The sequence below is a fragment of the Humibacter sp. RRB41 genome (genome assembly GCF_022761015.1).
Classification (GTDB): Bacteria; Actinomycetota; Actinomycetes; order Actinomycetales; family Microbacteriaceae; genus Humibacter.
The window spans coordinates 423,959-449,240 of sequence record NZ_JAKWJQ010000002.1 but is presented as its reverse complement, the minus strand read 5'-3'; the positions used below and the strand labels follow the sequence as shown (position 1 = coordinate 449,240).

Here is a 25,282-nt window from a genome sequence, read left to right as displayed (position 1 = left end):
GGACGGTTCAGGGCAGGACGACGACCTGCGCCCCGAACACGAGGCCGGCGCCGAAGCCGATTTGAAGCGCGAGGGTGCCGCTGAGTTCGGGATGCTCGGTGAGCAGCCGGTGCGCGGCAAGCGGAATGGAGGCCGCCGACGTGTTGCCGGTGGTCTCGATGTCGCGGGCGATCGTGACGCCCTTCGACAATTTGAGCTGCTTGGCGAGCTCGTCGACAATGCGCATGTTCGCCTGATGGGGGATGAATGCGGACAGGTCGTCGGCGGTGATTCCAGCGGCCTCGATCGCCTGCTTCGCGACCTTGGCCATCTCCCACACCGCCCACCGGAACACCACGGGACCGTCTTGGCGCAACGTCGGCCAGGCCGCTTCGCCGTCGCGGAACTCGACCAAGGTGTGGTCCATGCCCACCGAGTCGGCCTTGGCGCCGTCCGACCCCCACACCGTCGGGGAGATGCCGGGCTCGTCGCTCGGCCCGATCACGGCCGCGCCCGCGCCGTCGGCGAGCAGGAACGAGATCGACCTGTCGGTGCCGTCCACCACGTCCGAGAGCTTCTCCGCCCCGACCACGACCGCGTAGTGCGCGACGCCGGCACGGATGAGTGCGTCGGCCTGCGCGATTGCGTAGGTGTACCCGGCGCACGCGGCATTCAGGTCGTAGGCGGCCGCCGGGTTGGCGCCGATCCGGTCCGCGACGACGGCGGACATCGAAGGCGTCTGCTGCACGTTGCTGATCGTGGCGATCAGCACGAGGTCGATCAGTGCGGGATCGACGCCGGAAGCCTCGACGGCTTCGCGGGCGGCATCCGTCGCCAGATCGACCGCGAGCACGTCGTGCGGCGCACGCTTGCGGGTGATGATTCCGGTGCGTTGACGAATCCACTCGTCCGACGAGTTGATCGGACCGACCAGATCGTCATTGGGAACGTCGATGCTTCCACGGGCGGCGCCCATCGCGAGAATGCGCGTGTACTTGGGCCCTGTCGTCTGGTTCAGGCGGGGTGCACTCATGGATCAGGCTTCGCTTTCTGCGACCGAGCTCGTCAACAGCTCGACGGCGGCTGGGAGGTCGTCGGGGGTCTTGATCGCGACGGTGGGCACGCCTTTCAGGCCGCGCTTGGCGAGCCCGGTCAGGGCACCGGCCGGTGTCAGCTCGATCAGCCCTGTCACATCCGCCTGCTCGAACGATGCCATGCACAGGTCCCAGCGCACCGGCGACGCCACCTGGCCGACCATCAACTCGACGAACTCGCTGCCGGACGTGACGGCCGAGCCGTCGCGATTGGTCCAGATGGTGAGGAAGGGATCGGCGACAGGAATGTCGATGATCGCGTCGTCGAGACCCTCGCGCGCCGGCTGCATGTAACGCGTGTGGAACGCGCCGGCCACCTGAAGCGGTACGACCCTGGTACCTCGCAGCGGCTGATCGGAAAGCCGAGCGAGAGCATCCAGTGCGCCGCCCACCACGATCTGACCGCCGCCGTTGTAGTTGGCCGGCTCGAGGCCGAGGCTCTCCGCAAGTGCGACGACGGCGTCCTGGTCGCCGCCGAGCACGGCGCTCATGCCCGTCGGGGTCGCCGCAGCGGCTTCCGCCATCAGCAGCGCACGGGCGCGCACGAAGCGCAGAGCGTCGTCCTCCGAGAGGATGCCGGCACCGGCTGCCGCCGCGGCCTCGCCGACCGAGTGCCCGGCGATGCCGCCGATGGTGACGTCGGGAGCGGCGGCGCGCAGCGCGCGGAGGGCGAGCAGGCTGGCCGCGACGATGAGCGGCTGGGCGAGGCCGGTGTCCCTGATCGTCTCGGCGTCGGACCGCGTACCGTGCTCGATCAGATCGACGCCGGAGACCTCGGAATAGCGCTCGACGAGCGCTCTGGTCTCTTCATCGACGAGCCATGGGGTCAGAAAGCCTGGGGTTTGGGAGCCCTGTCCCGGGCATGCGACGACGATCACCGCTCTAGTCTGCCAATCGGTGCGGGCGGTCTCGTGTCGATCTTCAATGAACTACCACCGGATCGTTTGGAGGTGTCGTACATCAGTCAGGTCTCCTCAGGTCAGCGACGTCGCGCCGGCACGTCGGGCTCGTTGATCGAGCCGACGATGAGCGCCGCTTGCAAGATGAGCGCCTCGCGCGCTCCCGTCGCATCCCAGCCGATCACATCCGTGACGCGCTTCAATCGGTAGCGCACCGTGTTCGGGTGAACGAACAGCTCGCGCGCCGTTGCCTCGAGCGACCTTCCGTTGTCGAGATAGCTCCACAAGGTATTGAGCAGCTCGGGGGAGTGAGCGTGCAACGGGCGGTAGATGCGGCCGACCAGTGTGCTCCTCGCGAGCGAGTCACCCGCGAATGCCCGTTCGGGGAGCAGATCGTCTGCGTGCACCGGCCTCGGGCAGTTGCGCCACGCCTTCGCCACGGCGAAGCCGGCCAGGGCGGCGCGTGCACTCTTGGACGCGTCAACGAGACCGGGCACCTCATGACCGAGAACGAGGTGGCCTGGGCCGAAGCCCGACTCCAACTGCTGTGCGATCTCGAGGAAGGTGATCGAGTTCGAGGGACCGACCTCGTCTGGATCTGTCGAGCGTGGCTGCGCCCGGCCGATGACCAGCACGAGACGGGACCCCTGAACACCGATCAGCACGTCGGCCGTCATGTGACGGGCGATGCGCCGCAGTTGGTCGACATCCAACTGGGTGGGCGCCGTGCCGACCAGCACGCTGACCTCGCCGTGCCCGTGCCATCCGAGCGCCGCGATTCGGCTAGGAAGCTCGTCGTCCGCCTCGCCCGTCAGGATCGAGTCGACGACGAGAGCCTCGAGGCGGGCATCCCACAGGCCTCGGGCTTCGGCGGCGCGCGCGTAGACATCCGCTGCCGCGAACGCGATCTCTCGCGAGTACAGCAGGATCGCCTCACGGAGCTCCTCGTTGCCCGCCGTTCGCACGCGGTCCTCGACCACCTCGACGGTCACGCGGATCAGCTGCAGGGTCTGCTGCAAAGACACCGAGCGGAGCAGCTCGCGCGGGGCCGCTCCGAACACGTCCGCCGCGATCCAGGGCGTCGACCGCGGATCGTCGAACCAGGAGATGAACGACGTGATGCCTGCCTGGGCGACGAGCCCGACAGCGGAACGCCGCCCGGCCGGCATGTCGCTGTACCAGGGCAGAGTGTCTTCAAGCCGCTTCAGCGTCGCCGTCGCCAGCTCCCCGGAGATCTTCCTCAGCCAGGCGAGTGTCTCGTCCTTCGTCTTCGGTTTCGACACCTTGTCGCCGCCTAGCTCTCGCCGCCGGCCACCCCCGTGGTGCCGGCGGTCACGTCGTGGAGCCGGTAGCGCTCGATGGCCTGCGCGGGCACGGATGCGTCGACCTGGCCGCGTGCTGCGAGCAGCTCGAGCGTGCGGACGACCATCGACGGGCCGTCGATCTTGAAGAACCGCCGGGCGGCGGCGCGGGTGTCGGAGAACCCGAAGTCGTCGGCGCCCAGAGTGGCGAACTCACCGGGGACGTAGGCGCGGATCTGATCCGGAACCGCGTGTGCGTAGTCGGTGGTGGCGATGAACGGACCCTCGGCACCCGCGAGCTTCGTCGTCAGGTACGGCGTTCGCTTCTCCTCCTGCGGGTGCAGGAAGTTGTGCTCGTCGGCCGCGAGCCCTTCGCGACGCAGCTCGGTCCAGCTCGTGACGCTCCAGACATCGGCCTTCACGCCCCAGTCGTTCGCGAGAAGCTCCTGAGCCTCGAGCGCCCATGGAACAGCGACACCGGATGCCAGCAACTGCGCCCGAGGACCGTCACCCTCGGCGGGCCGCAGCTTGTAGATGCCGTGCAGCAGACCGTCGACGTCGAGGTTCTCCGGCTCGACCGGCTGCACCATCGGCTCGTTGTACACCGTCAGGTAGTACATGACGTTCGGATCGTGGTGCGTTCCGCCGTACATGCGGTCGAGGCCAGCGCGCACGATGTGGCCGATCTCGTACCCGTACGCCGGGTCGTAGCTGACGACGGCGGGGTTGGTCGCGGCCAGCATGGGGGAGTGCCCGTCGGCATGCTGCAGGCCTTCGCCCGTGAGCGTTGTGCGTCCTGCGGTGGCGCCGATGATGAATCCTCGTGCCATCTGATCGCCCGCCGCCCACATCGCGTCGCCCGTGCGCTGGAAGCCGAACATCGAGTAGAAGACGTAGATCGGGATCAACGGCTCGCCGTGCGTGGCATACGACGTTCCCACGTTGGTGAAGGCGGCCATCGCGCCGGCCTCGTTGATGCCGACGTGGATGATCTGGCCCTGCGGGCTCTCCTTGTACGACAGGAGGAGCTCGCGGTCGACCGATGTGTAGTGCTGGCCGTTCGGGTTGTAGATCTTGGCGTTCGGGAAGAACGCGTCGATGCCGAACGTGCGGGCCTCATCGGGGATGATCGGCACGATGCGGTGGCCGAAGTCCTTGGCCCGCAGCAGGTCCTTCAGCAGCCGCACGAACGCCATCGTCGTGGCGACCTCCTGCGTGCCCGAGCCCTTCTTGGAGATCGCGTAGGCGGAGTCATCCGGCAGCGGAATCTGCGTGTACTTCGAGCGGCGCTCCGGAACGAACCCGCCGAGAGCACGGCGGCGCTCGAGCAGGTACTGGATCGCCTCGTCGTTCTCACCGGGGTGGTAGTACGGCGGCAGATAGGGATTCTCGGCGAGCTGGTCGTCCGTGATCGGGATGTGCATCGAGTCGCGGAACTTCTTGAGGTCGTCCAGCGTCATCTTCTTCATCTGATGGGTCGCGTTGCGACCCTCGAAGTGCGGACCGAGCCCGTAGCCCTTGATGGTCTTCGCGATGATCACGGTGGGCTGACCCTTGTGCTCGAGCGCCGCCTTGAACGCCGCGTACACCTTGCGATAGTCGTGGCCGCCTCGCTTGAGGTTCCAGATCTGCTCGTCCGAGTAGTCCTTGACCAGCTCGAGGGCGCGAGGGTCTTTGCCGAAGAAGTGCTCCCGAACGTACGCGCCGCTCTCGGCCTTGTAGGTCTGGTAGTCGCCGTCCGGCGTGGTGTTCATGACGTTGAGCAGCGCGCCGTCGGTGTCGCGGGCGAGCAGGTCGTCCCATTCGCGGCCCCAGATGACCTTGATCACGTTCCAGCCGGCGCCGCGGAAGAAGCTCTCCAGCTCCTGGATGATCTTGCCGTTGCCGCGCACCGGACCGTCGAGCCGTTGAAGGTTCGCGTTGACGACGAATGTCAGATTGTCGAGGCCCTCGTTCGCGGCGACCTGGAGCTGACCGCGGCTCTCGACTTCGTCCATCTCGCCGTCGCCCAGGAACGCCCAGACGTGCTGGTCTGAGGCATCCTTGATGCCGCGGTTCGTCAGGTACCTGTTGGTCTGCGCCTGGTAGATCGCGTTGATCGGGCCGAGACCCATCGACACCGTCGGGAACTGCCAGAACTCCGGCATGAGCCGCGGGTGCGGGTACGAGGAGAGCCCGTTGGGAGCGTGCGACTTCTCCTGACGGAATCCGTCGAGCTGGTCTGCGCTGAGCCTGCCCTCCAGGAACGCTCTGGCGTAAGGGCCGGGGGATGCGTGACCCTGAATGAAAATCTGGTCGCCGCCGCCCGCATGATCGGGTCCGCGGAAGAAGTGGTTGAAGCCCACCTCGTACAGTGCCGCGCTGGACGCGTACGTGGAGATGTGTCCGCCGACGGCGATGCCGGGACGCTGGGCACGGTGTACCAGGATGGCCGCGTTCCAGCGGATCCACGCCCGATACCGGCGCTCGATGTCCTCGTCGCCGGGGAACGAGGGCTCGTTCTCGGGGGCGATCGTGTTGATGTAGTCCGTGGTGGGCACCATCGGCACGCCGAGGTGTAGTTCCTTCGAGCGCTTCAGCAGGCTGAGGATGATCTCCCTGGCGCGTTCGTGGCCTTCAGCCGCAACGAGCGCTTCCAGGGATTCCTGCCATTCGGCGGTCTCGCCCGGGTCCGAGTCGATGTAGTTCACCGAATACGGGTCCTGGTCGTTGACAGTCACCGCGACCTCTTTCTTTGTGTGGGATCGATCGTGGGCAGCGACCAGCGCTGTCGGGTTGCGACAGGCGGCGCGCCGTAGGCAAGCCTAGCCACGATTGACGGGGCGTGGAGTCCCGTAGCGCGGCCGGCGGTCTATGCTGGCCTATCGTGCGTGCCCGTAATACCGGCACGCCGCTCACAGGCGGTGTTACCGCGCGGAAGGAGAGACGGTGGCTCTGGAGAACGATACCCAGGCTCCCGATTTCGAGCTGCTCAACCAGTACGGCGAGTTGGTGCACTTGAGCGACTTTCGGGGTACCAGCGCTGTCGCGCTGGTCTTCTTTCCGCTCGCCTTTTCGGGAACATGCACAGGTGAGTTGTGCGAACTTCGTGACAATCTCGAACTGTTCCGATCCGACGGCGTCGAGTTGGTCGGCATCTCGGTGGACTCGAAGTTCGCCTTGCGTGCTTGGGCAGAGCAGGAGGGCTATCAGTTCAGCCTGCTCAGCGATTTCTGGCCGCACGGTGACACGGCGAAGCAGTACGGGGTCTTCCTCGAGGACAAGGGGTTCGCCAACCGCGCGACGTTCCTGATCGACTCGAGTGGCATCATCCGCGAGAGCTTCATCACGGCGCCGGGCGAGGCGCGTTCGCTCGAGGCCTATCGCATCGCTCTCGACGAGCTCAAAGCGGCCTGACCGCGTCGCTGTCATCGTTAGACTTTCGCGAGCGGGCCTTTAGCTCAGTCGGTAGAGCGCCACGTTTACACCGTGGATGTCGTCGGTTCGATCCCGGCAGGGCCCACCATGTGGGGATCACTGTGACCGAAGACCCGCGGCTGAGTGCGGTACGGCGCCGGTTCGAGAAGGCGGCGCAGGCTGAGCGCGCCGATCCCGATGACAAGGGTCAGCGGACAGAAACCGCGGCCGGCCAGACCGAGTTGGAGCGTGCGGCCGTCGTCGAGATCGCGATCCAGCAGGCGATCCGGCGCGGCGAATTCGACGACCTCCCCGGTGCCGGAAAGCCGCTGTCGGGGCTGGGCGCCTCTCATGATCCCGACTGGTGGATCCGCCGCAAGATTGAGACCGAACGACTGCGCGGACTCGGCCCACCAGCGCTCACGCTCCGCGTCGAGAATGTCGAGCTCGAGGGGCGCCTTGACCGTCTGTCACGCGAGGCCGACGTGCGAGAGACGCTCGAAGACTTCAACCGTCGTGTCGTCGAAGCTCGCAGGCAACTACTGGGAGGCCCGCCCGTCGTCACGCCGACCCGTGATGTCGAGGCAGAGGTCGTAGCGTGGAACGATCGTCGCGCTGAACGGCAATTGACAGCGAACGATCGCCCCGATTCGGCCGAACCCGATCAGCGTCCCCGGCGTCGCCTTCGTCGTCGGCGGGCGTGATCCTGCCAGCCGGGCCGCGCGTTGACAAAGCGATTGCTCCGGCCGCCTCATGGAGTGCCGGAAGGCCTCGCCACGAGTCCGTAGACGTGTTCGGACGATGACGACCAGATCGGTTGGATCGTGACCGTCTCGCCTTCCTGGGGAGCCGCGAGAATGGTGTTGTGGCCGAGATAGATCGCCACGTGCGGGAAGCTCCCGTCGGGTCCCTGCCAGAAGATCAGATCGCCGCGTTCGCGATCACTGTAGGGAAGCAGCCGACCCGCGTTCTTCATGGTGGCCACCTGGTCGATCACCGCATGGTCGCCGATGTCGATATCGGCCGCCTTGTACGCCATCATCGTGAGTCCCGAGCAGTCCCACGTGTCCGGGCCGGCGCCCCCGAGAACGTATGGGTCGCCGAGCTGGGCCTTGGCGTAGGCGATCGCCGCGGCCACCTGGGTGGGGTTCGGTGCGAATCCGCCTCCGTCGCTGTCCGCGCCAGGGTCGGCCACTCCGAGATCGTCTGTGAAGAAGGAGTCGGTGCTGCCGATGGATGCCGCGGTCAGCGCGTCAGTCGCCGAGTCGAGCGCATCCTGAGCTGCATCGACGACACCCTTGGCCGCGTTTTTCGCGGCGAGCTTCTCGGCGAGCGGAATCGCCTCCAACGCCGCGTGCGCCTTCGTGGCTGCCGCCTTGGCCGCATCGGCGCGCTTGGCGGTGGACATCGCTCGTGACGCCAGTTTGTCGAGCGACCCGTTCATGCCGCCGAGTTGGTTCGCGGCGGTGAGCCTCTGCAAGAGGTCGTCGGATGCCCCGCCGAACACCGCATTCAACGCGGTCGTCGACGGATCGGAATGCGTCTGCTGCAGAGCCACCATGAACTTCGCTGCAGCTGCTTTGGCTGCGCTCTCGGCCGACCCGGCGATCTTCACCGCGGAGGAGTCCAAGGCTTTCGCGCTGCGGTGGGCGGTGCGGGTCGCCCTGTAGTCGGCGGTGGCGGTGTCGAGCAGCGACTGGGCGGCATCCAGTGCGCTCTGTGCCTTGTCGACGACGGCTTGCAGACTGTCGAGCACTGCCTGGTCGACACCGGTGCCGCCGTCGACGCCCACCGGGTCTCCGTCACTCGGTGAGGGCGACGGTGTCGACGTCTCGCTGGGCGTGCCCGTCGGCGTCGAGGGTGCGGTCGGCGTCCCCGTCGGAACCGGAGTCCCGGTGTCGAGTGGGGGAGTAGTCGGCGGCGGTGTCGGGTCTGTGGTGTCGGTAGGGTCCGGTGTCGGTGTCGGTGTCGGTGTCGGTGTTCCGGTCTCGGACGGGGTGGCGCTCGGTGCGGGCGCAGGGGTGGACGTCGGCGACGTGCAAGGGGACGAGCAGTCGTCGGCAGGAGATGCAGCGATCCCGACGAACCCGGTCGCGAGCAGGAGGGTGCACATCGTCGCGACTTCGCGCATCCTGCGGCGCTTGCGTGCGCGCCTGTCCACGGTGCTCGCGGTCGGCTTCACGCCGGAGTTTCTCATGCGTTCCATGTCTCACCGTGACGGTCGGGAACGGCCCCCGATTCGAGTCTTGCACCGGTGCCGCCCCGCGACAACGCAAACCGAGCGATCTCCCACGGTTCGGTGTCACGGCGTCGTCGAGCTCCGCCGCAGGTGGGATGATAGACACATGGTTGAAGCGATCCTCTGGGGAATCATCGGCACCGTCGGCATCGTCGGTGCCATTCTCGGGCTGGCAGCGGCATTCCAGCTCGGGCGCACGCCCTACCGCTCCAAGTGATTCTTCAACGACGCCGGTAGTGGATGAAGCGGTAGCGCTCTCCGGACCCGGCCGTCAGCCATCCCGTTTCGGGTTCCCGCGTCGCGACCGCCCAGGCATCGTCGATGGCTGGAGCGAACGCGTCTCCTTCGGCCGCCGTCTCGATCTCCGTGACCTCGAGAGTGTCCGCCAGAGGCATCGCGAGTGCATAGATCTGCGCCCCGCCGATCACCCAGACGGGCAGGTCATCCGCGAGTGCGAGCGCGTCGTCGAGCGACACAGCTCGAATCGCGCCGTCGGCACACCAGACGGCGTCGCGCGTGACGACGATGTTCCTCCTACCGGGCAACGGGCGGAATCGGGGCGGTAGCGAATCCCAGGTCTTCCTGCCCATCACGACGGCTCCACCCGCGGTGAGCGCCCGAAAGTGCTTGGCATCCTCCGACACGTGCCAGGGGATGACTCCGTCTGCTCCGATCACACCACCCCTGGATTGCGCCCAGATCAGCGAAATCGTCATACCGCGACGACGGCGCGGATGGCCGGGTGGTGCTGGTAGTCGACGATCTCGAAGTCCTCGAACTCGTAGTCGAAGATGCTCTGCGGATGCCTGTTGATCACCAATCGCGGAGCCGGATACGGCGCGCGGGTGAGCTGCTCCGTCACCTGTTCGACGTGATTGTCGTAGATGTGGCAATCACCGCCTGTCCACACGAACTCGCCGACCTCGAGGCCGACCTGATCGGCGACAAGATGCGTCAGCAGGGCGTAGCTGGCGATGTTGAACGGCACGCCGAGAAACAGGTCGGCGCTGCGCTGATAAAGCTGGCAGGAGAGCTTGCCGTCCGCGACGTAGAACTGGAAAAGCGCGTGGCAGGGCGCGAGGGCCATTTCGGGAATCTCCGCGACGTTCCAGGCCGAGACGATCATGCGACGCGAGTCCGGGTCGGTTCGCAGGGTCTGCAGAACCGAGGAGATCTGGTCGATGTGCCTGCCGTCCGGCGTCGGCCACGAACGCCACTGCACGCCGTAAATCGGCCCGAGGTCGCCATCGGCGTCCGCCCACTCGTCCCAGATCGTCACGCCGTTCTCTTGCAGCCACCGCACGTTCGAGTCTCCGCGCAGGAACCAGAGCAGTTCGTATGCCACCGACCTGAAGTGCACACGCTTGGTGGTGATGAGGGGGAATCCCTCGGCGAGGTCGAAGCGAAGCTGTCGGCCGAAAACGCTGCGCGTGCCCGTTCCAGTGCGATCCGATTTGATCGTTCCGTTCGCCAGAACGTCGCGAAGGAGGTTCTCGTACGGGGTCGCGATGAGCGCATCCATGACTCCTGATGGTACGTGCTCGGCACGGTCGGGGTGGATGCCTCGCCGCCCACGGTGCGAGGAATCGCTGTGGAGAACAGCCCTGTCGAGGCATCCGTCGATAGGCTCGCGCTATGGGGAACGACGCGGGGGAGTCCGACCCGGGGGAAGGCGACGAGGTCCAGACGCCGGAGCCTGCGCGCAGGAGGACGACGTACCGGCCGCCGCAGGGCGGCGATGTCGTCGAGCGGCCGCCATCTTCCGCCGATCCTCCTGAGCCGGAACCGTCTGACACAGAACTGCCCGACGCGGAGTCACCCGGGACCGGACAGCTGGAGTCTGAGATCTCCAACGCGGAGCAAGCCGGACGCGAACTCACGACGCCCGATACCTCAGATCACGACGCGGCCGACGTGCATGATGACGACGAACTCGCGAGAGTCCTCGAGAACGAGGTGACGCTGCTCACAGCGTCGTTGCCGATCATCAGACCGGAGTCGCTCTTCATCCAGGTCACCCCGTCTCCGCCGCCCTATGTTCCGAAGACGGAGGAGGAGAAGGAGATCTCGAGGCGCGCGGAAGAGGGCGACACCCTCGCGGCGATCGAACGGCTGGAGGCGCTGATCGCAGGGCGCCATCGGCGGGACGCTCCGGCGTCTCCCGAACCGGAGACCCTCGACACAGAGCCTGTCGACACAGAGCCTGTCGAGGCGGAACCTGTCGATACGCAACCTGCCGATACGCAACCTGCCGATACGCAACCTGCCGACGCGGTGCTCGCCGACACGCAACCGATAGACGCGGCAGCCGCGGAACTCGCTCCGACGCGGTTCGGTCCACGTGTCCCGTCCGCCGGCGCAGCCTTGTCCGCGTCGGCCACGGCCGAGATCCCTCTGCCGGGGACGCCCGAGCTCGATGCCGATGTCAACGACGATGCAGACGATGTCCCTTCCGACGAGGTCGGCCTCGCGCCCATCTCGAGCCCTCGCGTTCGCTCCGGCGAGGGCGTGTTGAGCGTTGGCGAGCCTCAGCCCCTTCCGATCTTCTCCATCGAACAGACCGGTGCGGAGCCTACGCCGTTGGAGTATCGCGTCGGACGGGCGAGCAGACTGTTCTGGCTCTGGTTCGCGGCGGGTGCGTCGGTGCTCGTTCTCGGCGTCGGTGCCGTTCTCGTGGCGGCCGGGCTGAACTTCGTCCAAGTGGTGATCGCGGCTCTGCTCGGCATCGCGCTCTCGTTCATTCCGCTTGGCTTGAGCGCGTTGACGGGCGTGTGGAGCGGGCAGCCGACTGTCGTGGTCTCCCGTGCGACGTTCGGAGTCGTCGGCAACGTGGTGCCGGCAACGCTGGTGCTCGTGGTGCGACTGTTCTGGGGTGCTGCACTTTTGTGGCTGTTGTCGGTCACGGTGGCGGACAGCGCCGTCCGGGCCGAGTGGACAACGGATCGCACGCTCGTGCTCTGGTCGGTCTTCGCTGTCGCAGCCGTCGTGTGTGTCGTCGTTGCGATCTTCGGCTACGCCCTTGTCGCGGTCGTGCAGCTCATCGCCACGATCGCTGCTGCGGTGCTGGCGGTGGCGATCATCGTCGTGGCGTGGCCGACGTCCGGCTGGGATCGTGTCGTCACAACTCCGTACGGAGAGTGGATCGTCGTGGTGGAGGGCGCGGTGCTGATCTTCAGCATCCTCGGCCTGGCGTGGGCGAGTGCCGGGGGAGACCTGGCTCGCTATCAGCGAGCGGGGTCGAGCGGAACGGCGACAGCGCTGTGGAGCGGATTCGGGGCATCCCTGCCGATGCTCGTACTCGTCGCATTCGGCGCCCTGGTCGCGCTTGCCGAGCCTGCCGGCAGGGGCTCGTTCACTGCCGATCCGGTCCGCATCCTGGTGGCCGACACCCCGCACTGGTTCGCGGTACCTGTCGTCGCCGCGATCGCGGTCGGCCTCATGTCCGCGCTCATCGTGAGCCTGTACTCCGGCGGATTCGCGGTGCAGGCCACCGGCGTGCACCTTCCTCGCTGGTCGTCTGTGCTGGTGCTCGGCATCGTGGTCGCTGCGGCGACAGCGGGACTTCTCGCCAATGTGTCGGGTGTCGGGACGCTGCTGCTCGCGTATCCGACCACCTTGGCCGTCCCCGTCGCCGCGTGGACCGGAATCTTCTTCGGCGACTTTCTGTTGCGTCGACGACGGCTCGCCACGGATTCCCTGCTGCATCGAGGCGGGGTCTATCCCGACTGGCGCTGGCCGAACGTCATCGGGCTCATCGTCATCAGCGCGATCGGGCTCGGCTTCATGCGAGCGGATGCCGACGGGTTGCGCTGGGAGGGCTACCTCTATCGCGCGCTTGGTGCCGATCCGCACGGCACCCTGGCAGCCTCCGATCTCGGCGTGCTCTTCGCGCTGGTGCTCGGGCTCACGCTCGCACTCATCGCCGGGAGGCGAGCGGTCGAGCATCAGGAGGCGGCAAGCCGCTGACGCAGCCATCGCTGCCTTGTACCGCAGGACAACTGCCGCACGGCACGTGTGCGCTCGGCACGCCGTAGGCTCGGAGGGTGCCGGCAACCATCGCAGAGCTCCTCAGAGTCGTCGAAGATCTCTGGCCCGCCTCCGGATCCGAGCCGTGGGATGCCGTCGGCCTGGTCACGGGTGGACCTGACTCTCCCGTGACCCGAGTGCTGCTGGCCGTAGACCCCGTTGCCGAGACCGTCGAGGAGGCGGCCGGCGGTGGTTTCGACGTGCTTCTGGTGCATCACCCTCTTCTCCTGCGTGGCGTGACCACCGTTGCGGAGGATCGCTACAAGGGTGCGCTCGTCTCCCAGCTGATCCGTGGCGGATGCAGTCTCGTGACGGCCCACACGAACGCCGACGTCGTTCCCGACGGGGTCTCCGATGTGCTCGCCTCCCACCTGGGCCTTCTCGATGCCAGGCCGATCGTCCCAGGCACTGACGCGACGTCCGGACTGGGCCGGGTCGGCAGGATGCCCGAGCCGACGACGCTCGGCCACCTCGCGCGCGCCCTCGCCGACATTCTTCCCGCGACGGCCACGGGCATCCGTGTCGCTGGTGACTACGCCAGGCCTGTCACCAAGGTGGCGCTCTGCGGTGGTGCAGGAGATGCCTTCCTCGGTGAGCCGGATGTCGTCGATTCCGATGTGTACATCACGTCGGACCTGCGCCACCATCCGGCGTCGGAGGCCCTCGAGCAGGCACGCATCTCAGGCGGTCCGGCCCTGATCGACGTCTCGCACTGGGCGGCGGAGTGGGTATGGCTCGACACAGCTGCCGATAAGTTGCGTCACACGCTTCCGGAGGTTCGCATCGAGGTCAGCGAGCTCCGCACCGATCCGTGGGATTTCGTGATCGTGCAGTGACACCGCGCCACGCGGCGGTGCAATACCGTGGACCAGATCGACAACACGGATCAGATCGACAAGACAGATCAGATCGACATGACCTAGGGCGAATGCCAGGTCGGAGATGAGTGCAGTGAAAGCCGACCCCCGCGACCAACTCGAATTGCTGCGATTGCAGGATCTCGATACCGCCATCGTCAAGGCGACACGTTCCATCGCGAATCCGCCACAGGCCAAGGCACTGGCCGAACTCGCCCCGATCGTCGCCGAGGTACGCAGCAGGCGCCTCGGTGTCACCGGTGAAGTGGAAGATGCGCGCATCGAGTTGAAGCGGATCGAGTCCGATGTCACCGTCGTCGAGGCACGCATGGCGCGTGACACCGAGCGGGTGCAGCAGACGGCATCCGTCAAGGACGTCGCTGCGCTGGAGGCGGAACTCGGTGCTCTGCGCAAGCGTCGTGGCGACCTCGAGGACATCGAACTCGCCATCATGCAGCGCATCGAAGACCTGGAGTCCACGATCACAGACATCGATGCAGAAGGGGCCGACGCCGAGGCCGAAGTCGCGACTCTGGAAGCAGAGCGTGACGAGGCGGTCGCGGCGTTCGAACGTACGCGCTCGGATGCCATCGCGGATCGCGCAGCCGTTGCCAGCGCGCTCCCGACCGAGCTCGTCGCCCTGTACCAGAAGCAGCACGACCGTTACGGCGTCGGTGCAGCCCGTCTCGTGGGCGGTGTCTCGCTGGGCTCGAACATGAAACTGTCTCCGTCCGATCTGGCCATCGTTCACGCGGCGGCGGCCGACGAGGTAGTGCTCTGCCCGGAAAGCGGGGCGGTCCTGATTCGCGACGACAACTCTTGGGCCTAGGCGACGCCGGAGAATCCCGAACCCGTGACGCCTTCGTCGCTCGACTAGGCTGGATGCCGGAACGGGTCGGCAAGACGGTCGCGTCGGCATCACACCTCGTGGGTTGCCGCCGAGGAACGTCCGGGCTCCGTAGAGCAGGGCGGTGGGTAACACCCACCCGGGGCAACCCGCGAGACAGTGCCACAGAAAACAGACCGCCTTCGCGTGAGCGAAGGTAAGGGTGAAACGGTGGTGTAAGAGACCACCAGCGGCCGGGGCGACCCGGCCGGCTAGGCAAACCTCGCCCGGAGCAAGGTCAGACAGGAAACCATGAGGCTGCTCGCCTCATTTCCGGGTAGACCGCTAGAGGATCGTGGTAACACGCTCCCGAGATAGATGGCCGTCCAGGGCACGCAGCGTTCTCGAACACCGCGTGCCCGAACAGAACCCGGCGTATCAGCCGGCCCGTTCCCTCACCGGATCGCCGAGACCTCAGCGGCGGTCGGTGCGCGGGTCGTTGGCGGCCAGCGCTGCGGCGCCCAGTATGCCCGCGTTGTTGCGGTAGGTCGCGGGCACGGCCTTGGTCTTCAGATCGAGATAGTGCGCGAACTCGTCCCAGTTCTTCGAGACTCCGCCGCCGATGACGAAGAGATCGGGCGTGAAGAGGAACTCGAGCCAGCCGTAGTAGCGATTCAGGCGTTTGGCCCAATGCGCCCAGTCGAGGTCCTCGCGTTCCTTTGCGGAATACGCGGCCTTGCTCTCGGCGTCGTGTCCGTCGATCTCCAGATGGCCGAGCTCGGCGTTCGGCACGAGCACACCATTGTAGATCAGGGCGGACCCGATACCGGTGCCCAGAGTCGTGAGCAGCACCAGGCCGTCGATGCCCTTCGCCGCGCCGAACGTCGTCTCGGCGTAGCCCGCGGCATCCGCGTCGTTGACGAAGTGGATGTCTCGCTCGAGCGCCTTCTCGAACTTCTTCTCGGCTTCGAGCCCGATCCACTTCTTCGAGACGTTCGCTGCCGAAAGGGTGCGGCCGCCCTTGACGATGGCGGGGAAGCACACGCCGACCGGATCCTTGGGATCACCCCCGGTGAGAGTATCGAGCACCTCCCTGGTGACCTCGATCACCTCGTCGGGCTCGCCGCCCTTCGGCGTGGGCAGCTTGATCCGATCGCTGATCAGCTCTCCGGATTCGAGGTCGACGACACCCCCCTTGATCCCCGTTCCGCCGATGTCGATCCCGATTGCCGTCGTGGAGGTCATGAGGGAAATCTACCCGGACAGCGGCGCCGACGTGGCTCTGCAGCCGTGTCGGCTACGGGAGTGTCAGCACTTCGGCGCCCCGTTCGGTCACGACGAGGGTGTGCTCGAACTGCGCGGTGACAGACTTGTCGCGCATGGTGACTGTCCAATCATCCGGCCACATGTCCCAGTCGGGCGACCCGAGCGTGAGCATCGGCTCGATCGTGAAGACCATGCCGGGCACGATTTCGGTGTCGTATGCGGGTGCCGAGTCGTAGTGCGGAATGATCAGGCCGGAATGGAACGAACGCCCGACTCCGTGGCCCGTGAAATCGCGTACGACGCCGTAGCCGAAGCGCTTGGCATACGACTCGATGGCACGGCCGATCACGTTGACCTGCCTGCCGGGGGCAACGGCCTTGATGCCCCGGTTCATCGCCTCGCGCGTGCGCTCGACGAGAAGCGTCACATCGTCGGATGCCTCTCCGACGATGAAAGTCTGGTTGCTGTCGCCGTGGTAGCCGTTCTTGAACGCGGTGATGTCGATGTTCACGATGTCGCCGGCGTCGAGCACCGTGTCGTCCGGGATCCCGTGGCAGATCACCTCGTTCACCGAGGTGCAGCTCGACTTCGGATACCCCCGGTAGCCCAACGTCGATGGGTAGGCGCCGTTCGCCACCATGAAATCGTGCGCGACGGCATCCAGCTCCTCCGTCGTGACGCCAGGGGCGACATTCTGGCCGACCAGCTCGATCGCCTCGGCGGCGATGCGACCCGAATCCCTGATCAGCTCGATCTCCTCCGGCGTGTAGACATCGCCGCGGTCATCTCTCGCCGGCCCTGGCTTACCGACGTATTCCGGGCGCGGAATGGATGCCGGCACGGTGCGGCGAGCAGAGACGGGGCCGGGAATCAGATGGCCGGAGGAGTCCTTGGGCATAGGATCAAGCTTATGGTCGACGCCTACGAAAACGACATCGAGCACAAGTACTGGTACAACGTCAAGACCGGTGCAGTCGAGCAGGGCTTCAAGTCGCCCGCGCCCAACCGCGTCGGCCCGTTCGACACCCATGAAGAGGCGGAGCACGCCCTCGACAAGTTGCGCGAGAACAGCGCCAGGTGGGCCGAGGAAGACGCCAACGACTAGGCCCGACTCATCCGCACTTCACGCGAGTGGTGCGAGCCCAGTCCGTCAGTAGCTGTGCTCTGGCCCGGGGTACTGGCCGTGCTCGACGTCGTCTTTGTAGCGCCGTGCGGCCTCGCCTAGAACGCCCTTGAGATCCGCATACTGGCGCACGAAGCGGGGGACACGGCCGGTCGTGAAGCCGGCCCAGTCGGTCCAGACGAGCAGCTGTCCGTCGACGTTCGGCCCGGCGCCGACGCCGATGGTCGGAATTCCGAGCTCCTCGGTCACTCTGGCCGCGGCATCCGCCGGGACCATTTCGAGCACCACGGCGAACGCGCCGGCCTCTTCGACCGCGTGAGCATCGGCCAGCAGTTGCTCGATGCCGTCGTCGCCCCGGCCCTGGATGATGTGGCCGCCGAGCTTGTGTTCGCTCTGCGGCGTGTAGCCGATGTGCGCCATCACGGGGATGCCGGCGTCCACGATGCGCCTGATCTGCTTCGCGCTGCGCTGGCCGCCCTCGAGCTTGACGGCGTGCGCGCCGGTCTCCTTCATGAATCGGATCGCAGTGTGCAAGGCATCCTGCACATCGGTCTCGTAGGAACCGAACGGCATGTCCGCGACCACGAACGCACGGGTGACGGCGTGCGCGACGGCGCGCGTCAACGGGATGAGATCGTCGACGGTGACCGGCAGGGTCGTCTCGTAGCCGAAGACGTTGTTGCCCGCTGAGTCTCCCACCAGGAGGAAATCGATGCCGGCGGCGTCGAAGATCTGCGCGCTCAGCATGTCGTAGCTGGTGAGGCCGGTGATCTTGATTCCGTTGGCCTTGGCGTTCTGGAAATGTCGGGTGCGAACGCGCTTCGGTCCCTCCGGCGTACCGCCGTACGGACGTTCTTCGGCGGGAGTCGACGCTGGAGTACCTGCCTGGTCAGCCATGGCCGCCAGTCTAGCCAGACGGGTACCCGGAGGAATCGTGATGGAGCGCCCCGTCAGCCGGTAACCTGAGATCCACGACGAGAGGTGACAGATGGACAAGCAGCGTGACTTCGTTCTCCGCACGATCGAGGAGCGCGGCGTCAAGTTCGTGCGACTGTGGTTCACCGATGTCGTCGGCACCCTGAAATCCGTCGCGATCGCGCCGGCCGAAGTCGAGGGTGCGTTTTCCGAGGGGCTCGGATTCGACGGGTCGGCGATCGAAGGACTGACGCGCACCTTCGAATCCGACCTGCTCGCGCATCCAGATCCGACCACGTTCCAGATCCTGCCGTGGCGGGGCGAGATCGACCCGACCGCCCGCATGTTCTGCGACATCACGACGCCGGACGGCGAACCGGCGGTTGCCGACCCGCGCAACGTGCTCAAGCGCACGCTGGAGAAGGCCGCTGAGCGCGGATTCACGTTCTACACGCATCCCGAGATCGAGTTCTATCTTCTCAAGTCGTCGCAGTTCGGCGAGGGCGGGCCGGTGCCCGTCGACTCAGCCGGATACTTCGACAACGTGCCCGGTGGCACGGCGCACGACTTCCGTCGTCGTTCTGTGCGCATGCTCGAAGACCTCGGCATCTCGGTGGAGTTCAGTCATCACGAGGCCGGTCCCGGTCAGAACGAGATCGATCTTCGCTATGCGGATGCGCTCACCACGGCGGACAACATCATGACGTTCCGTACGGTCGTCAAGGAGGTCGCGATCGAGCAGGGCGTGTACGCCACGTTCATGCCGAAGCCGATGACGGGGCATCCTGGAAGCGGCATGCACACGCACCTCTCACTGTTCGAGGGAGATTCGAACGCATTCTTCGAGGCGGGCGCTCAATACCAGCTGTCGAAGGTCGCCAGGCAGTTCATCGCGGGCTTGCTGCACCATGCTCCCGAGATCACCGCAGTGACGAACCAGTTCGTCAACTCGTACAAGCGACTGTGGGGCGGTGACGAGGCGCCGAGCTACGTCTGCTGGGGGCACAACAACCGCTCAGCGCTCGTGCGCGTTCCGCTGTACAAGCCCAGCAAGGGTCAGAGCGCGCGCGTGGAGTATCGCGGAATCGACTCTGCAGCTAATCCATACCTCGCGTTTTCACTGATGCTCGCCGCGGGGCTCAAGGGCATCGAAGAGGAGTACGAGCTCCCGGCCGAGGCCGAGGACGACGTCTGGGCGCTCAGCGATGCCGAACGTCGGGCGCTCGGGTTCAGCCCTCTTCCCGCGAGCCTCGAACAGGCCGTGCAGCGTATGGAGGAGTCCGAGCTCGTGGCCGAGACGCTGGGGGAGCAGGTCTTCAACTATGTACTGGCCAACAAACAGCGCGAGTTCCGCGAGTACAGGGCGCAGGTGACGCCGTACGAGCTGCGCACGAACCTCGAGATCCTCTGATCGCGCGACGGTCGGCATGCGTCGACGGATGAAGACATGCCTCCGATCAGTCTGACTGCGTTGGCCCGGGCCGGGTTCGTCGGGCTGAGCGACGCGCGCACGAACCTCGATGAACTCGCGGATGCCGGCGGCCCGACCCCCGAGGTCGCGCTGGACATGTTCGCCGACGTCGCCGATCCGGATGCGGCACTCGAGCGGCTGCTGCTCCTCGTGCGTCGCAGGCCTCAGGAGTGCGCGACGGTATTGAGCGACCGCGCGACGCTCGCCCGGCTTCTGCTCGTGCTCGGAGCATCCGGCGGCCTAGCGGATTTCCTGATGAGGGCACCCGGCGCGCTCGTCGGGTTCCAGACGCCTGCGACGACGCTGCCCTCCGAGGCCGCGTTACGGGCCGAGCTGCTGGAGTCGGTGTCCGAGGTATCGGGTGAGGACGCCTGGACCGCACTGCGGGTCGCGTACCGCACCCGCCTCACCCGGATCGCGGCCTACGACCTGCAGCAGCCGGATCCGGTAGAGGGGCTCGACAACGTCGCCCGCACGCTCGCGGCACTGGCCGGTGCAGCGCTTGACGCATCGCTCGCCGCAGCACGCGAGATCGCCTCAGGCACCGGCCCCGGCACCTTCCCGGCTGACGAGGTCGCAGCAACGAAGCTGTCCATCATCGGTATGGGGAAGACCGGGGCGAAGGAGCTCAACTATCTCAGCGATGTCGACGTCATCTTCGTCGTCGAGGGGGACGAAGACGCTGGCGTGTCCAACCCGAGAGCCGTCGACATCGGCACGCGACTGGCAACCCTCACCATGCGGGGCATCGACTCCATCGCGATCGAGCCCCCGCTGTGGGAGGTCGATGCCAACCTTCGGCCGGAGGGCAAAGACGGCGCCCTCGTACGCACCCTCGAGTCGCACCTGGCCTATTACGACCGCTGGGCGAAGGGCTGGGAATTCCAGGCGCTGCTGAAGGCACGACCGATCGCCGGTGATCGCGGCCTCGGCAGTCGGTACGCCGACGCGATCTCGCCCTACGTGTGGAAGAGCGCGTCCGGTGAGAGCTTCGTGGAGTCGGTGCAGCGCATGCGGGAGCGGGTCACTGCGAACATCCCGCAAGACGAGGTGGACCGTCAGCTCAAACTCGGTCCCGGCGGGCTGCGCGACATCGAATTCACCGTGCAGCTTTTGCAGCTCGTTCACGGGCATACGGATGCCTCGGTCCGCGTCGCTGGAACCCTGCCGGCTCTCGAGGTGCTGGCGTCCGCCGGCTACATCGGGCGAGCGGAGTCCGCCGAGTTCGCACGGGACTACCGCACGCTGCGACTGCTCGAGCATCGCCTGCAGCTCTCCGAGCTGCGCCGCACCCACCTGATGCCTCGCGAGGAGCACCGCCTCCGCACGCTGGCGCGCGCCACCGGACTCGCGGGCAGCGCTCAAGGTCTCACGACGCTCTGGAACGACATCAAGCGACGCGTCAGGGGTCTGCACGAGCGATTGTTCTACCGGCCCCTGCTCGCCGCCGTGGCGGCACTTCCCGGCGACGGAACCTCGCTCACCGGCGCACAAGCCGAGGCACGTCTCGCGGCGATCGGCTTCGTGGACCCGCATGGAGCGTTCGGACACATCGCAGCCCTGACCGCCGGCGTCTCACGGCGAGCCGCCATCCAACGCACTCTCCTGCCGGTGATGTTGCAGTGGTTCGCCGACGGAGCGGACCCCGACTACGGACTGTTGACGTTCAGAAGGCTGAGTGAGGACCTCGGAGGCACTCACTGGTTCCTGAGGCTCCTGCGGGATTCGTCTGGGGCCGCCGAGCGGCTCACCAAGGTGCTCTCCAGCTCGCGGTTCGCCGGCGAGCTGCTCGGGCTCATTCCGGAGAGCGTCGCCTGGCTCGACGACGATGCCGACCTGGTCCCGCGCACACGCGCAGCACTCGACGACGAAATCACGGCGATCCTGGAACGTCACGAGACGCCGGATGCCGCGGCGCGCGCTATCCGGGCCGTTCGCCGTCGAGAGGTGCTGCGCCTCGCCTTCGCGGGCATCCTCGGCATCGGCGGGCTGCACGAGCTCGCGGCGGGCTTGACGGACGTGACGGAGGTGACCATCGCAGGCATCCTCTCAGCCATCAGGCAACGAGTGCAGACGTCGATCGAATTCGCCGTCATCGCCATGGGACGCTTCGGCGGGCGCGAACTGGGATTCGGATCCGACGCCGACGTGATCTACGTGTTCCGTGCTGACGCGTCGATCGATCAGCAGGAAGCGCACCGCGCGGCTCACGCGATCGTCGCGGACCTGAATCGCCTCACCGATGACGCGCGTCTGCCGCTCGAGCTCGACATGGACCTGCGCCCCGAGGGCAAGAACGGTCCTCCGGCTCGTACGCTCGAGTCCTACCGCGCGTACTACAGGCGATGGTCGTTGACCTGGGAGGCACAAGCTCTTCTGCGCGCGCGCGGTTTCGCCGGCGACGAGGCCCTTCTCCTGGACTTCGCAGCGCTCGCGGACACCGTGCGATATCCCGTCGACATCTCCGAGCGAGAGGTCCGCGAGGTCAAGCGCATCAAGGCGCGGGTGGAGAACGAGCGCCTTCCGCAGGGAGCCGACCCGTCCCGCCACCTCAAACTCGGTCGCGGTTCGCTGAGTGATGTCGAGTGGCTCGTGCAGCTGCAGCAACTCCAGCACGCGGGCGCTGCGCCGGCATTGCGCACGACATCGACCCTGGATGCTCTCCAGGCGTGCGTCGACCTCGACCTGGTCTGCGACACGGATGCCGACCGGCTTCGGGACGCCTGGATCCTCGCGTCCAGAGCGCGGAGCGCGGTCACGCTCTGGACCAACAAGACGTCGGATCTGCTCCCCGTCGAGCGAAAGGCGCTGGAGGGTGTTGCCCGCTTGTTGGAGTACCCGCCCGGTTCCGCGACGCGTTTGGAAGAGGACTATCTCGGCGTCACCAGGCGCTCGCGAGCGGTCTTCGAGCGTGTCTTCTACGGAGAGCAGTAGCGGCGCGGCCTCGGGTGACGACGACGGCGCCGTGTCCGCTGAGCTGAGACCACCGGAACTGCGGTGCCGTGAATGGAAGCAATCGTCGCCACCGGCCCGCCCGACGTCGAAGAGACGGAGATCACGCAGGAGCCCGACGAAGGCGGCTCGATGCTCGTTCCCTAGGGAGTTCACATGACGAAAGCAGGCCTCCTGTGATGGGTGACCCGCTTTCGCTTTGTGGGGGCCTGTCGGCTATACGCCGTAGTAGAGCTCGAACTCGAAGGGGTGCGGCCGCTGCGCGAGGGGTTTGATCTCCTTCTCACGCTTATAGTCGATCCAGGTCTCGATCAGTTCGGGCGTGAAGACACCGCCTGCCGTGAGGAAGTCGTGGTCGGCCTCGAGCGCATCGAGAACGGCGTCGAGCGTACCCGGAACCTGCGGGATCGACTTGGCCTCCTCCGGCGGAAGCTCGTAGAGGTCCTTGTCGACCGGCTCGTGAGGCTCGATGCGGTTGCGGATGCCGTCGATGCCCGCCATCAGCTGCGCGGCGAAAGCGAGGTACGGGTTGCCGGAGGCATCCGGTGCACGGAACTCGATGCGCTTCGCCTTCGGGTTGGTGCCCGTGATCGGGATGCGGATCGCCGCCGACCGGTTACCGGCCGAGTAGACCAGGTTCACGGGGGCCTCGAAGCCGGGCACCAGGCGGTGATACGAGTTCACCGTCGGGTTCGTGAACGCCAAGAGCGACGGAGCGTGCTTCAGGATGCCGCCGATGTACCAGCGTGCGACGTCCGACAGCCCGCCGTAGCCGGCCTCGTCGTAGAACAGCGGCTTGCCTTCGTTCCACAGGGACTGATGGGTGTGCATGCCCGATCCGTTGTCGCCGAACAGCGGCTTCGGCATGAACGTGGCGGTCTTGCCCCACTGCTCGGCCGTGTTCTTCACGATGTACTTGAACTTCAACAGGTCATCGGCAGCGTGCACCATGGTGTCGAAGCGGTAGTTGATCTCCGCCTGACCACCGGTGCCCACCTCGTGGTGCGCCCGCTCGAGAATGAGGCCGGCGTCGATCAGCTTCAACGAGATGTCGTCACGCAGGTCGGCCTGCTTGTCCACCGGGCTGACCGGGAAGTAGCCGCCCTTGTACGGGGTCTTGTTGGCGAGGTTGCCGCCTTCTTCGGCGCGGCCGGAGTTCCACGCCGCCTCCTCGGAGTCCACGAAGTGGTACGCGGTATTCTGCTTCACCTCATAACGCACGTCGTCGAAGATGTAGAACTCGGCCTCAGGGGCGAAGAACGCCGTGTCGGCGATACCCGTGGACGCCAGGTACTTCTCCGCCTTCTTCGCGACCTGACGCGGGTCCTTTCCGTACACCTCCCCGTTGCGCGGGTTGAAGATGTCGAACACCATCACCAGCGTGCGCTCGGCCCGGAACGGGTCGACATAAGCGGTCGAGACGTCCGGAATCAGCTGCATGTCCGACTCGTGGATCGACGCGAAACCGCGGATCGACGATCCGTCGAAGAGCTGCCCGACAGAGAAGAACTCCTCGTCGACGGTGGACGCGGGAATGTTGAAGTGCTGCTGCACACCGGGAAGGTCGGTGAATCGGATGTCGAGGAACTTGACATCCGTGTCCTTGATGAACGCGAGCACCTCGGAAGAATCACTGAACATGCGGTCTCTCCAAGCGGGTGACGATAGTCGGGAGTTCGGTTGCGCGAGCAGCCGGTGACAGGCTATGGGCACGCGGTTTCCCCACCGTATCGCGATTGTTTCCGGGATGTTACGTGCAGGCCGGATCGATAGACTCGGCCGGTGCCAACGTCCCCCTCAACTCCGCGCCGTTCCGGCGATCTCGCACCCAGCAGGTATCCGGGGGAGCGACTGGGACTGCCGGAGACCGGGCCGCGGTCGGTGGCGAGACCGGGACGTCGGATCCTCGGGTTGATCATCGACTGGGCGATCGCGTCGCTCTTGTCTTTCGCGTTCTTCCACTACGACTCCTGGGCGACGCTCGCCGTCTTCGCGGTGTTGCAGTATCTCTTCATCCCGACGATCGGCGGCAGCATCGGGCACCGCATCGTGGGATTGCGGGTCGTCGCCCTCAGCGGAACCTGGGTAGGTCTGTGGCGTCCTCTGGTGCGCACCGTGCTGCTCTGCGTCGTCGTTCCTGCGCTGGTCTGGGACTCCGACCAGCGCGGCTTTCATGACAAGGTCGCCGGCACGATTCTGATCCGCTCCTAGCCGTAGCCCTGAGCCGTCAGCGTGCGCGCTGCGGGCGCACCTTGAGCGGGTCGACGCCCTTCGGAATCGGCATCTGCGTGCCGAGGGAGGTGAGGCGATTGTCGACCGCGAGAACCTCGGGCTTGGTCAGCGCCACCTTGATCTTCGCCATGCGTCCGGAGAGTTTGTGCAGCGGCACGGCATCCGAGTCCGGTCCGACGTTGAAGACGTTGATCGGAACGTTCGGCACGATGCGGGCGACCTTACGGCGTTCGTCTTCGACCATCTTGCGGGTGCGGGATTCCGGTCCCTCGCCGATCAGCACGACACCCCCGCGTCCGACGGCGCGGTAGACCGCGTCACGCGTACGGCCATTGACCGCGACGGGCATCTCGCTGCCACGCCACGAGCGCTTCAGCGAACTGCGAAGCACTGCTCCGACGGCACCGGGTTGTCCTTCGATCTGCGAGTATGCCGCGCGTTCCGCTCTGCGGCCAAGCACGATGATCGCGCCGAGTGCGCCGAGCAGCAGGCCGGCGACGACCCAGAGCACGATGCTGAACACGTCGCCGCCACCGAGGGTGAACGCGACGACGAGTCCGAGCACGATGCCCAGAAGCAGTGTCCCGAGCATGTACCACTGCGCGCGGGGGTCGTATCGGCGGGTCATCTGGAAGACCTGCCACATCTGCTTGATGCGGCCGGGTTCCTTCGCCTCTGCGGTGTCCTTACGTGCCATGCTCACCAG

General features: G+C 66.3%; 22 protein-coding genes, 1 tRNA gene and 1 other RNA gene. 11 read left to right on the top strand and 13 right to left on the bottom strand.

Features of this window, described 5'->3' with window-relative positions; translation table 11 throughout:
* Positions 1 to 7: 7 nt before the first annotated feature.
* The 4 genes from MJ603_RS07920 to aceE all read right to left on the bottom strand — a co-directional run bounded on the left by MJ603_RS07920 (position 8) and on the right by aceE (position 5,993).
* Positions 8 to 1,012 carry a beta-ketoacyl-ACP synthase III gene (locus MJ603_RS07920; RefSeq protein WP_243063143.1) on the bottom strand — a complete coding sequence of 335 codons (1,005 nt, stop codon included), beginning with the start codon at positions 1,010 to 1,012 and terminating at the stop codon, positions 8 to 10.
* Between the two features lie 3 nt (positions 1,013 to 1,015).
* Positions 1,016 to 1,951 carry an ACP S-malonyltransferase gene (locus MJ603_RS07915; RefSeq protein ID WP_243063142.1) on the bottom strand — a complete coding sequence of 312 codons (936 nt, stop codon included), beginning with the start codon at positions 1,949 to 1,951 and terminating at the stop codon, positions 1,016 to 1,018.
* Between the two features lie 101 nt (positions 1,952 to 2,052).
* Entirely contained in the window at positions 2,053 to 3,255 is a 1,203-nt protein-coding gene (locus MJ603_RS07910; RefSeq protein WP_243063141.1) for a CdaR family transcriptional regulator, read from the bottom strand.
* An 11-nt stretch (positions 3,256 to 3,266) separates the two neighbouring features.
* Positions 3,267 to 5,993 carry a pyruvate dehydrogenase (acetyl-transferring), homodimeric type gene (gene aceE / locus MJ603_RS07905; RefSeq protein ID WP_243063140.1) on the bottom strand — a complete coding sequence of 909 codons (2,727 nt, stop codon included), beginning with the start codon at positions 5,991 to 5,993 and terminating at the stop codon, positions 3,267 to 3,269.
* Between the two features lie 208 nt (positions 5,994 to 6,201).
* Between aceE and MJ603_RS07900 the strand changes: the two genes are divergently transcribed.
* The 3 genes from MJ603_RS07900 to MJ603_RS07890 all read left to right on the top strand — a co-directional run bounded on the left by MJ603_RS07900 (position 6,202) and on the right by MJ603_RS07890 (position 7,373).
* Positions 6,202 to 6,669, top strand: a complete 468-nt coding sequence (locus MJ603_RS07900; protein WP_243063139.1) for a peroxiredoxin — start codon at positions 6,202 to 6,204, stop codon at positions 6,667 to 6,669.
* 33 nt (positions 6,670 to 6,702) lie between these two features.
* Positions 6,703 to 6,778 (top strand) — tRNA-Val (locus tag MJ603_RS07895).
* A 13-nt stretch (positions 6,779 to 6,791) separates the two neighbouring features.
* The gene (locus MJ603_RS07890) at positions 6,792 to 7,373 is read left to right on the top strand and encodes a DUF1992 domain-containing protein (protein ID WP_243063138.1); all 582 of its coding nucleotides are present in this window, start codon (positions 6,792 to 6,794) and stop codon (positions 7,371 to 7,373) included.
* A 47-nt stretch (positions 7,374 to 7,420) separates the two neighbouring features.
* Here MJ603_RS07890 and MJ603_RS07885 read toward each other — a convergent pair whose 3' ends face one another.
* The 4 genes from MJ603_RS07885 to MJ603_RS07870 all read right to left on the bottom strand — a co-directional run bounded on the left by MJ603_RS07885 (position 7,421) and on the right by MJ603_RS07870 (position 10,430).
* Entirely contained in the window at positions 7,421 to 8,461 is a 1,041-nt protein-coding gene (locus tag MJ603_RS07885) for a C40 family peptidase (RefSeq protein ID WP_243063137.1), read from the bottom strand.
* A gap of 10 nt (positions 8,462 to 8,471) precedes the next feature.
* Complete coding sequence (locus MJ603_RS07880; protein ID WP_243063136.1) at positions 8,472 to 8,711, bottom strand: hypothetical protein; 240 nt, start codon at positions 8,709 to 8,711, stop codon at positions 8,472 to 8,474.
* 418 nt (positions 8,712 to 9,129) lie between these two features.
* Positions 9,130 to 9,624 (bottom strand): dihydrofolate reductase, encoded by a 495-nt coding sequence (locus MJ603_RS07875; protein ID WP_243063135.1) that lies wholly within the window; start codon positions 9,622 to 9,624, stop codon positions 9,130 to 9,132.
* Positions 9,621 to 10,430, bottom strand: coding sequence for a thymidylate synthase (locus tag MJ603_RS07870; protein ID WP_243063134.1), 810 nt, complete (start codon positions 10,428 to 10,430; stop codon positions 9,621 to 9,623). Before MJ603_RS07870 ends, MJ603_RS07875 begins: the two co-directional genes overlap by 4 nt.
* 113 nt (positions 10,431 to 10,543) lie before the next feature.
* Between MJ603_RS07870 and MJ603_RS07865 the strand changes: the two genes are divergently transcribed.
* The 4 genes from MJ603_RS07865 (at position 10,544) to rnpB (ending at position 15,071) form a co-directional block, all read left to right on the top strand.
* Positions 10,544 to 12,874 carry a cytosine permease gene (locus MJ603_RS07865; RefSeq protein WP_243063133.1) on the top strand — a complete coding sequence of 777 codons (2,331 nt, stop codon included), beginning with the start codon at positions 10,544 to 10,546 and terminating at the stop codon, positions 12,872 to 12,874.
* A gap of 77 nt (positions 12,875 to 12,951) precedes the next feature.
* A complete protein-coding gene (locus tag MJ603_RS07860; RefSeq protein ID WP_243063132.1) occupies positions 12,952 to 13,770 on the top strand; it encodes a Nif3-like dinuclear metal center hexameric protein in 819 nt (272 codons plus the stop codon).
* 115 nt (positions 13,771 to 13,885) lie between these two features.
* Positions 13,886 to 14,620, top strand: a complete 735-nt coding sequence (locus MJ603_RS07855; protein WP_243063131.1) for a zinc ribbon domain-containing protein — start codon at positions 13,886 to 13,888, stop codon at positions 14,618 to 14,620.
* Between the two features lie 62 nt (positions 14,621 to 14,682).
* Positions 14,683 to 15,071: RNase P RNA component class A (rnpB, locus tag MJ603_RS07850), an RNA gene on the top strand.
* A 20-nt stretch (positions 15,072 to 15,091) separates the two neighbouring features.
* On the opposite strand, the gene ppgK is transcribed toward rnpB, so the two are convergent.
* Positions 15,092 to 15,862, bottom strand: coding sequence for a polyphosphate--glucose phosphotransferase (ppgK, locus tag MJ603_RS07845; protein WP_243063130.1), 771 nt, complete (start codon positions 15,860 to 15,862; stop codon positions 15,092 to 15,094).
* 52 nt (positions 15,863 to 15,914) lie between these two features.
* Positions 15,915 to 16,781: a type I methionyl aminopeptidase gene (gene map, locus MJ603_RS07840; protein ID WP_243063129.1), complete on the bottom strand. Its 867-nt coding sequence runs from the start codon at positions 16,779 to 16,781 to the stop codon at positions 15,915 to 15,917.
* 12 nt (positions 16,782 to 16,793) lie between these two features.
* Here map and MJ603_RS07835 point away from each other — a divergent pair, with 12 nt between their 5' ends.
* Complete coding sequence (locus MJ603_RS07835; protein ID WP_243063128.1) at positions 16,794 to 16,988, top strand: SPOR domain-containing protein; 195 nt, start codon at positions 16,794 to 16,796, stop codon at positions 16,986 to 16,988.
* A gap of 45 nt (positions 16,989 to 17,033) precedes the next feature.
* On the opposite strand, the gene panB is transcribed toward MJ603_RS07835, so the two are convergent.
* Entirely contained in the window at positions 17,034 to 17,903 is an 870-nt protein-coding gene (gene panB, locus MJ603_RS07830) for a 3-methyl-2-oxobutanoate hydroxymethyltransferase (RefSeq protein WP_243063127.1), read from the bottom strand.
* A 91-nt stretch (positions 17,904 to 17,994) separates the two neighbouring features.
* Here panB and glnA (MJ603_RS07825) point away from each other — a divergent pair, with 91 nt between their 5' ends.
* Together glnA (MJ603_RS07825) and MJ603_RS07820 are read left to right on the top strand one after the other, a co-directional pair.
* Positions 17,995 to 19,332, top strand: coding sequence for a type I glutamate--ammonia ligase (gene glnA / locus MJ603_RS07825; RefSeq protein WP_243063126.1), 1,338 nt, complete (start codon positions 17,995 to 17,997; stop codon positions 19,330 to 19,332).
* Between the two features lie 36 nt (positions 19,333 to 19,368).
* Positions 19,369 to 22,326 (top strand): bifunctional [glutamine synthetase] adenylyltransferase/[glutamine synthetase]-adenylyl-L-tyrosine phosphorylase, encoded by a 2,958-nt coding sequence (locus MJ603_RS07820; RefSeq protein ID WP_243063125.1) that lies wholly within the window; start codon positions 19,369 to 19,371, stop codon positions 22,324 to 22,326.
* Between the two features lie 234 nt (positions 22,327 to 22,560).
* Here the strand turns inward: MJ603_RS07820 and glnA (MJ603_RS07815) are convergent, their stop codons facing one another.
* Positions 22,561 to 23,985 carry a type I glutamate--ammonia ligase gene (glnA, locus tag MJ603_RS07815; protein ID WP_243063124.1) on the bottom strand — a complete coding sequence of 475 codons (1,425 nt, stop codon included), beginning with the start codon at positions 23,983 to 23,985 and terminating at the stop codon, positions 22,561 to 22,563.
* Positions 23,986 to 24,126: 141 nt separating this feature from the next.
* On the opposite strand from glnA (MJ603_RS07815), the gene MJ603_RS07810 reads away from it, so the two are divergent.
* Positions 24,127 to 24,555 (top strand): RDD family protein, encoded by a 429-nt coding sequence (locus MJ603_RS07810; RefSeq protein ID WP_243063123.1) that lies wholly within the window; start codon positions 24,127 to 24,129, stop codon positions 24,553 to 24,555.
* Between the two features lie 16 nt (positions 24,556 to 24,571).
* On the opposite strand, the gene MJ603_RS07805 is transcribed toward MJ603_RS07810, so the two are convergent.
* Complete coding sequence (locus MJ603_RS07805) at positions 24,572 to 25,273, bottom strand: DUF4191 domain-containing protein (protein ID WP_243063122.1); 702 nt, start codon at positions 25,271 to 25,273, stop codon at positions 24,572 to 24,574.
* Positions 25,274 to 25,282 lie beyond the last annotated feature (9 nt).

Coding starts and splice junctions, on each gene's coding strand:
- MJ603_RS07920 (WP_243063143.1), bottom strand. CDS start 1,012: ATGAGTGCACCCCGCCTGAACCAGACGACAGGGCCCAAGTACACGCGC.
- MJ603_RS07875 (WP_243063135.1), bottom strand. CDS start 9,624: ATGACGATTTCGCTGATCTGGGCGCAATCCAGGGGTGGTGTGATCGGA.
- MJ603_RS07870 (WP_243063134.1), bottom strand. CDS start 10,430: ATGGATGCGCTCATCGCGACCCCGTACGAGAACCTCCTTCGCGACGTT.
- MJ603_RS07865 (WP_243063133.1), top strand. CDS start 10,544: ATGGGGAACGACGCGGGGGAGTCCGACCCGGGGGAAGGCGACGAGGTC.
- ppgK (WP_243063130.1), bottom strand. CDS start 15,862: ATGACCTCCACGACGGCAATCGGGATCGACATCGGCGGAACGGGGATC.
- map (WP_243063129.1), bottom strand. CDS start 16,781: ATGCCCAAGGACTCCTCCGGCCATCTGATTCCCGGCCCCGTCTCTGCT.
- MJ603_RS07835 (WP_243063128.1), top strand. CDS start 16,794: ATGGTCGACGCCTACGAAAACGACATCGAGCACAAGTACTGGTACAAC.
- panB (WP_243063127.1), bottom strand. CDS start 17,903: ATGGCTGACCAGGCAGGTACTCCAGCGTCGACTCCCGCCGAAGAACGT.
- glnA (WP_243063126.1), top strand. CDS start 17,995: ATGGACAAGCAGCGTGACTTCGTTCTCCGCACGATCGAGGAGCGCGGC.
- MJ603_RS07820 (WP_243063125.1), top strand. CDS start 19,369: ATGCCTCCGATCAGTCTGACTGCGTTGGCCCGGGCCGGGTTCGTCGGG.
- glnA (WP_243063124.1), bottom strand. CDS start 23,985: ATGTTCAGTGATTCTTCCGAGGTGCTCGCGTTCATCAAGGACACGGAT.
- MJ603_RS07805 (WP_243063122.1), bottom strand. CDS start 25,273: ATGGCACGTAAGGACACCGCAGAGGCGAAGGAACCCGGCCGCATCAAG.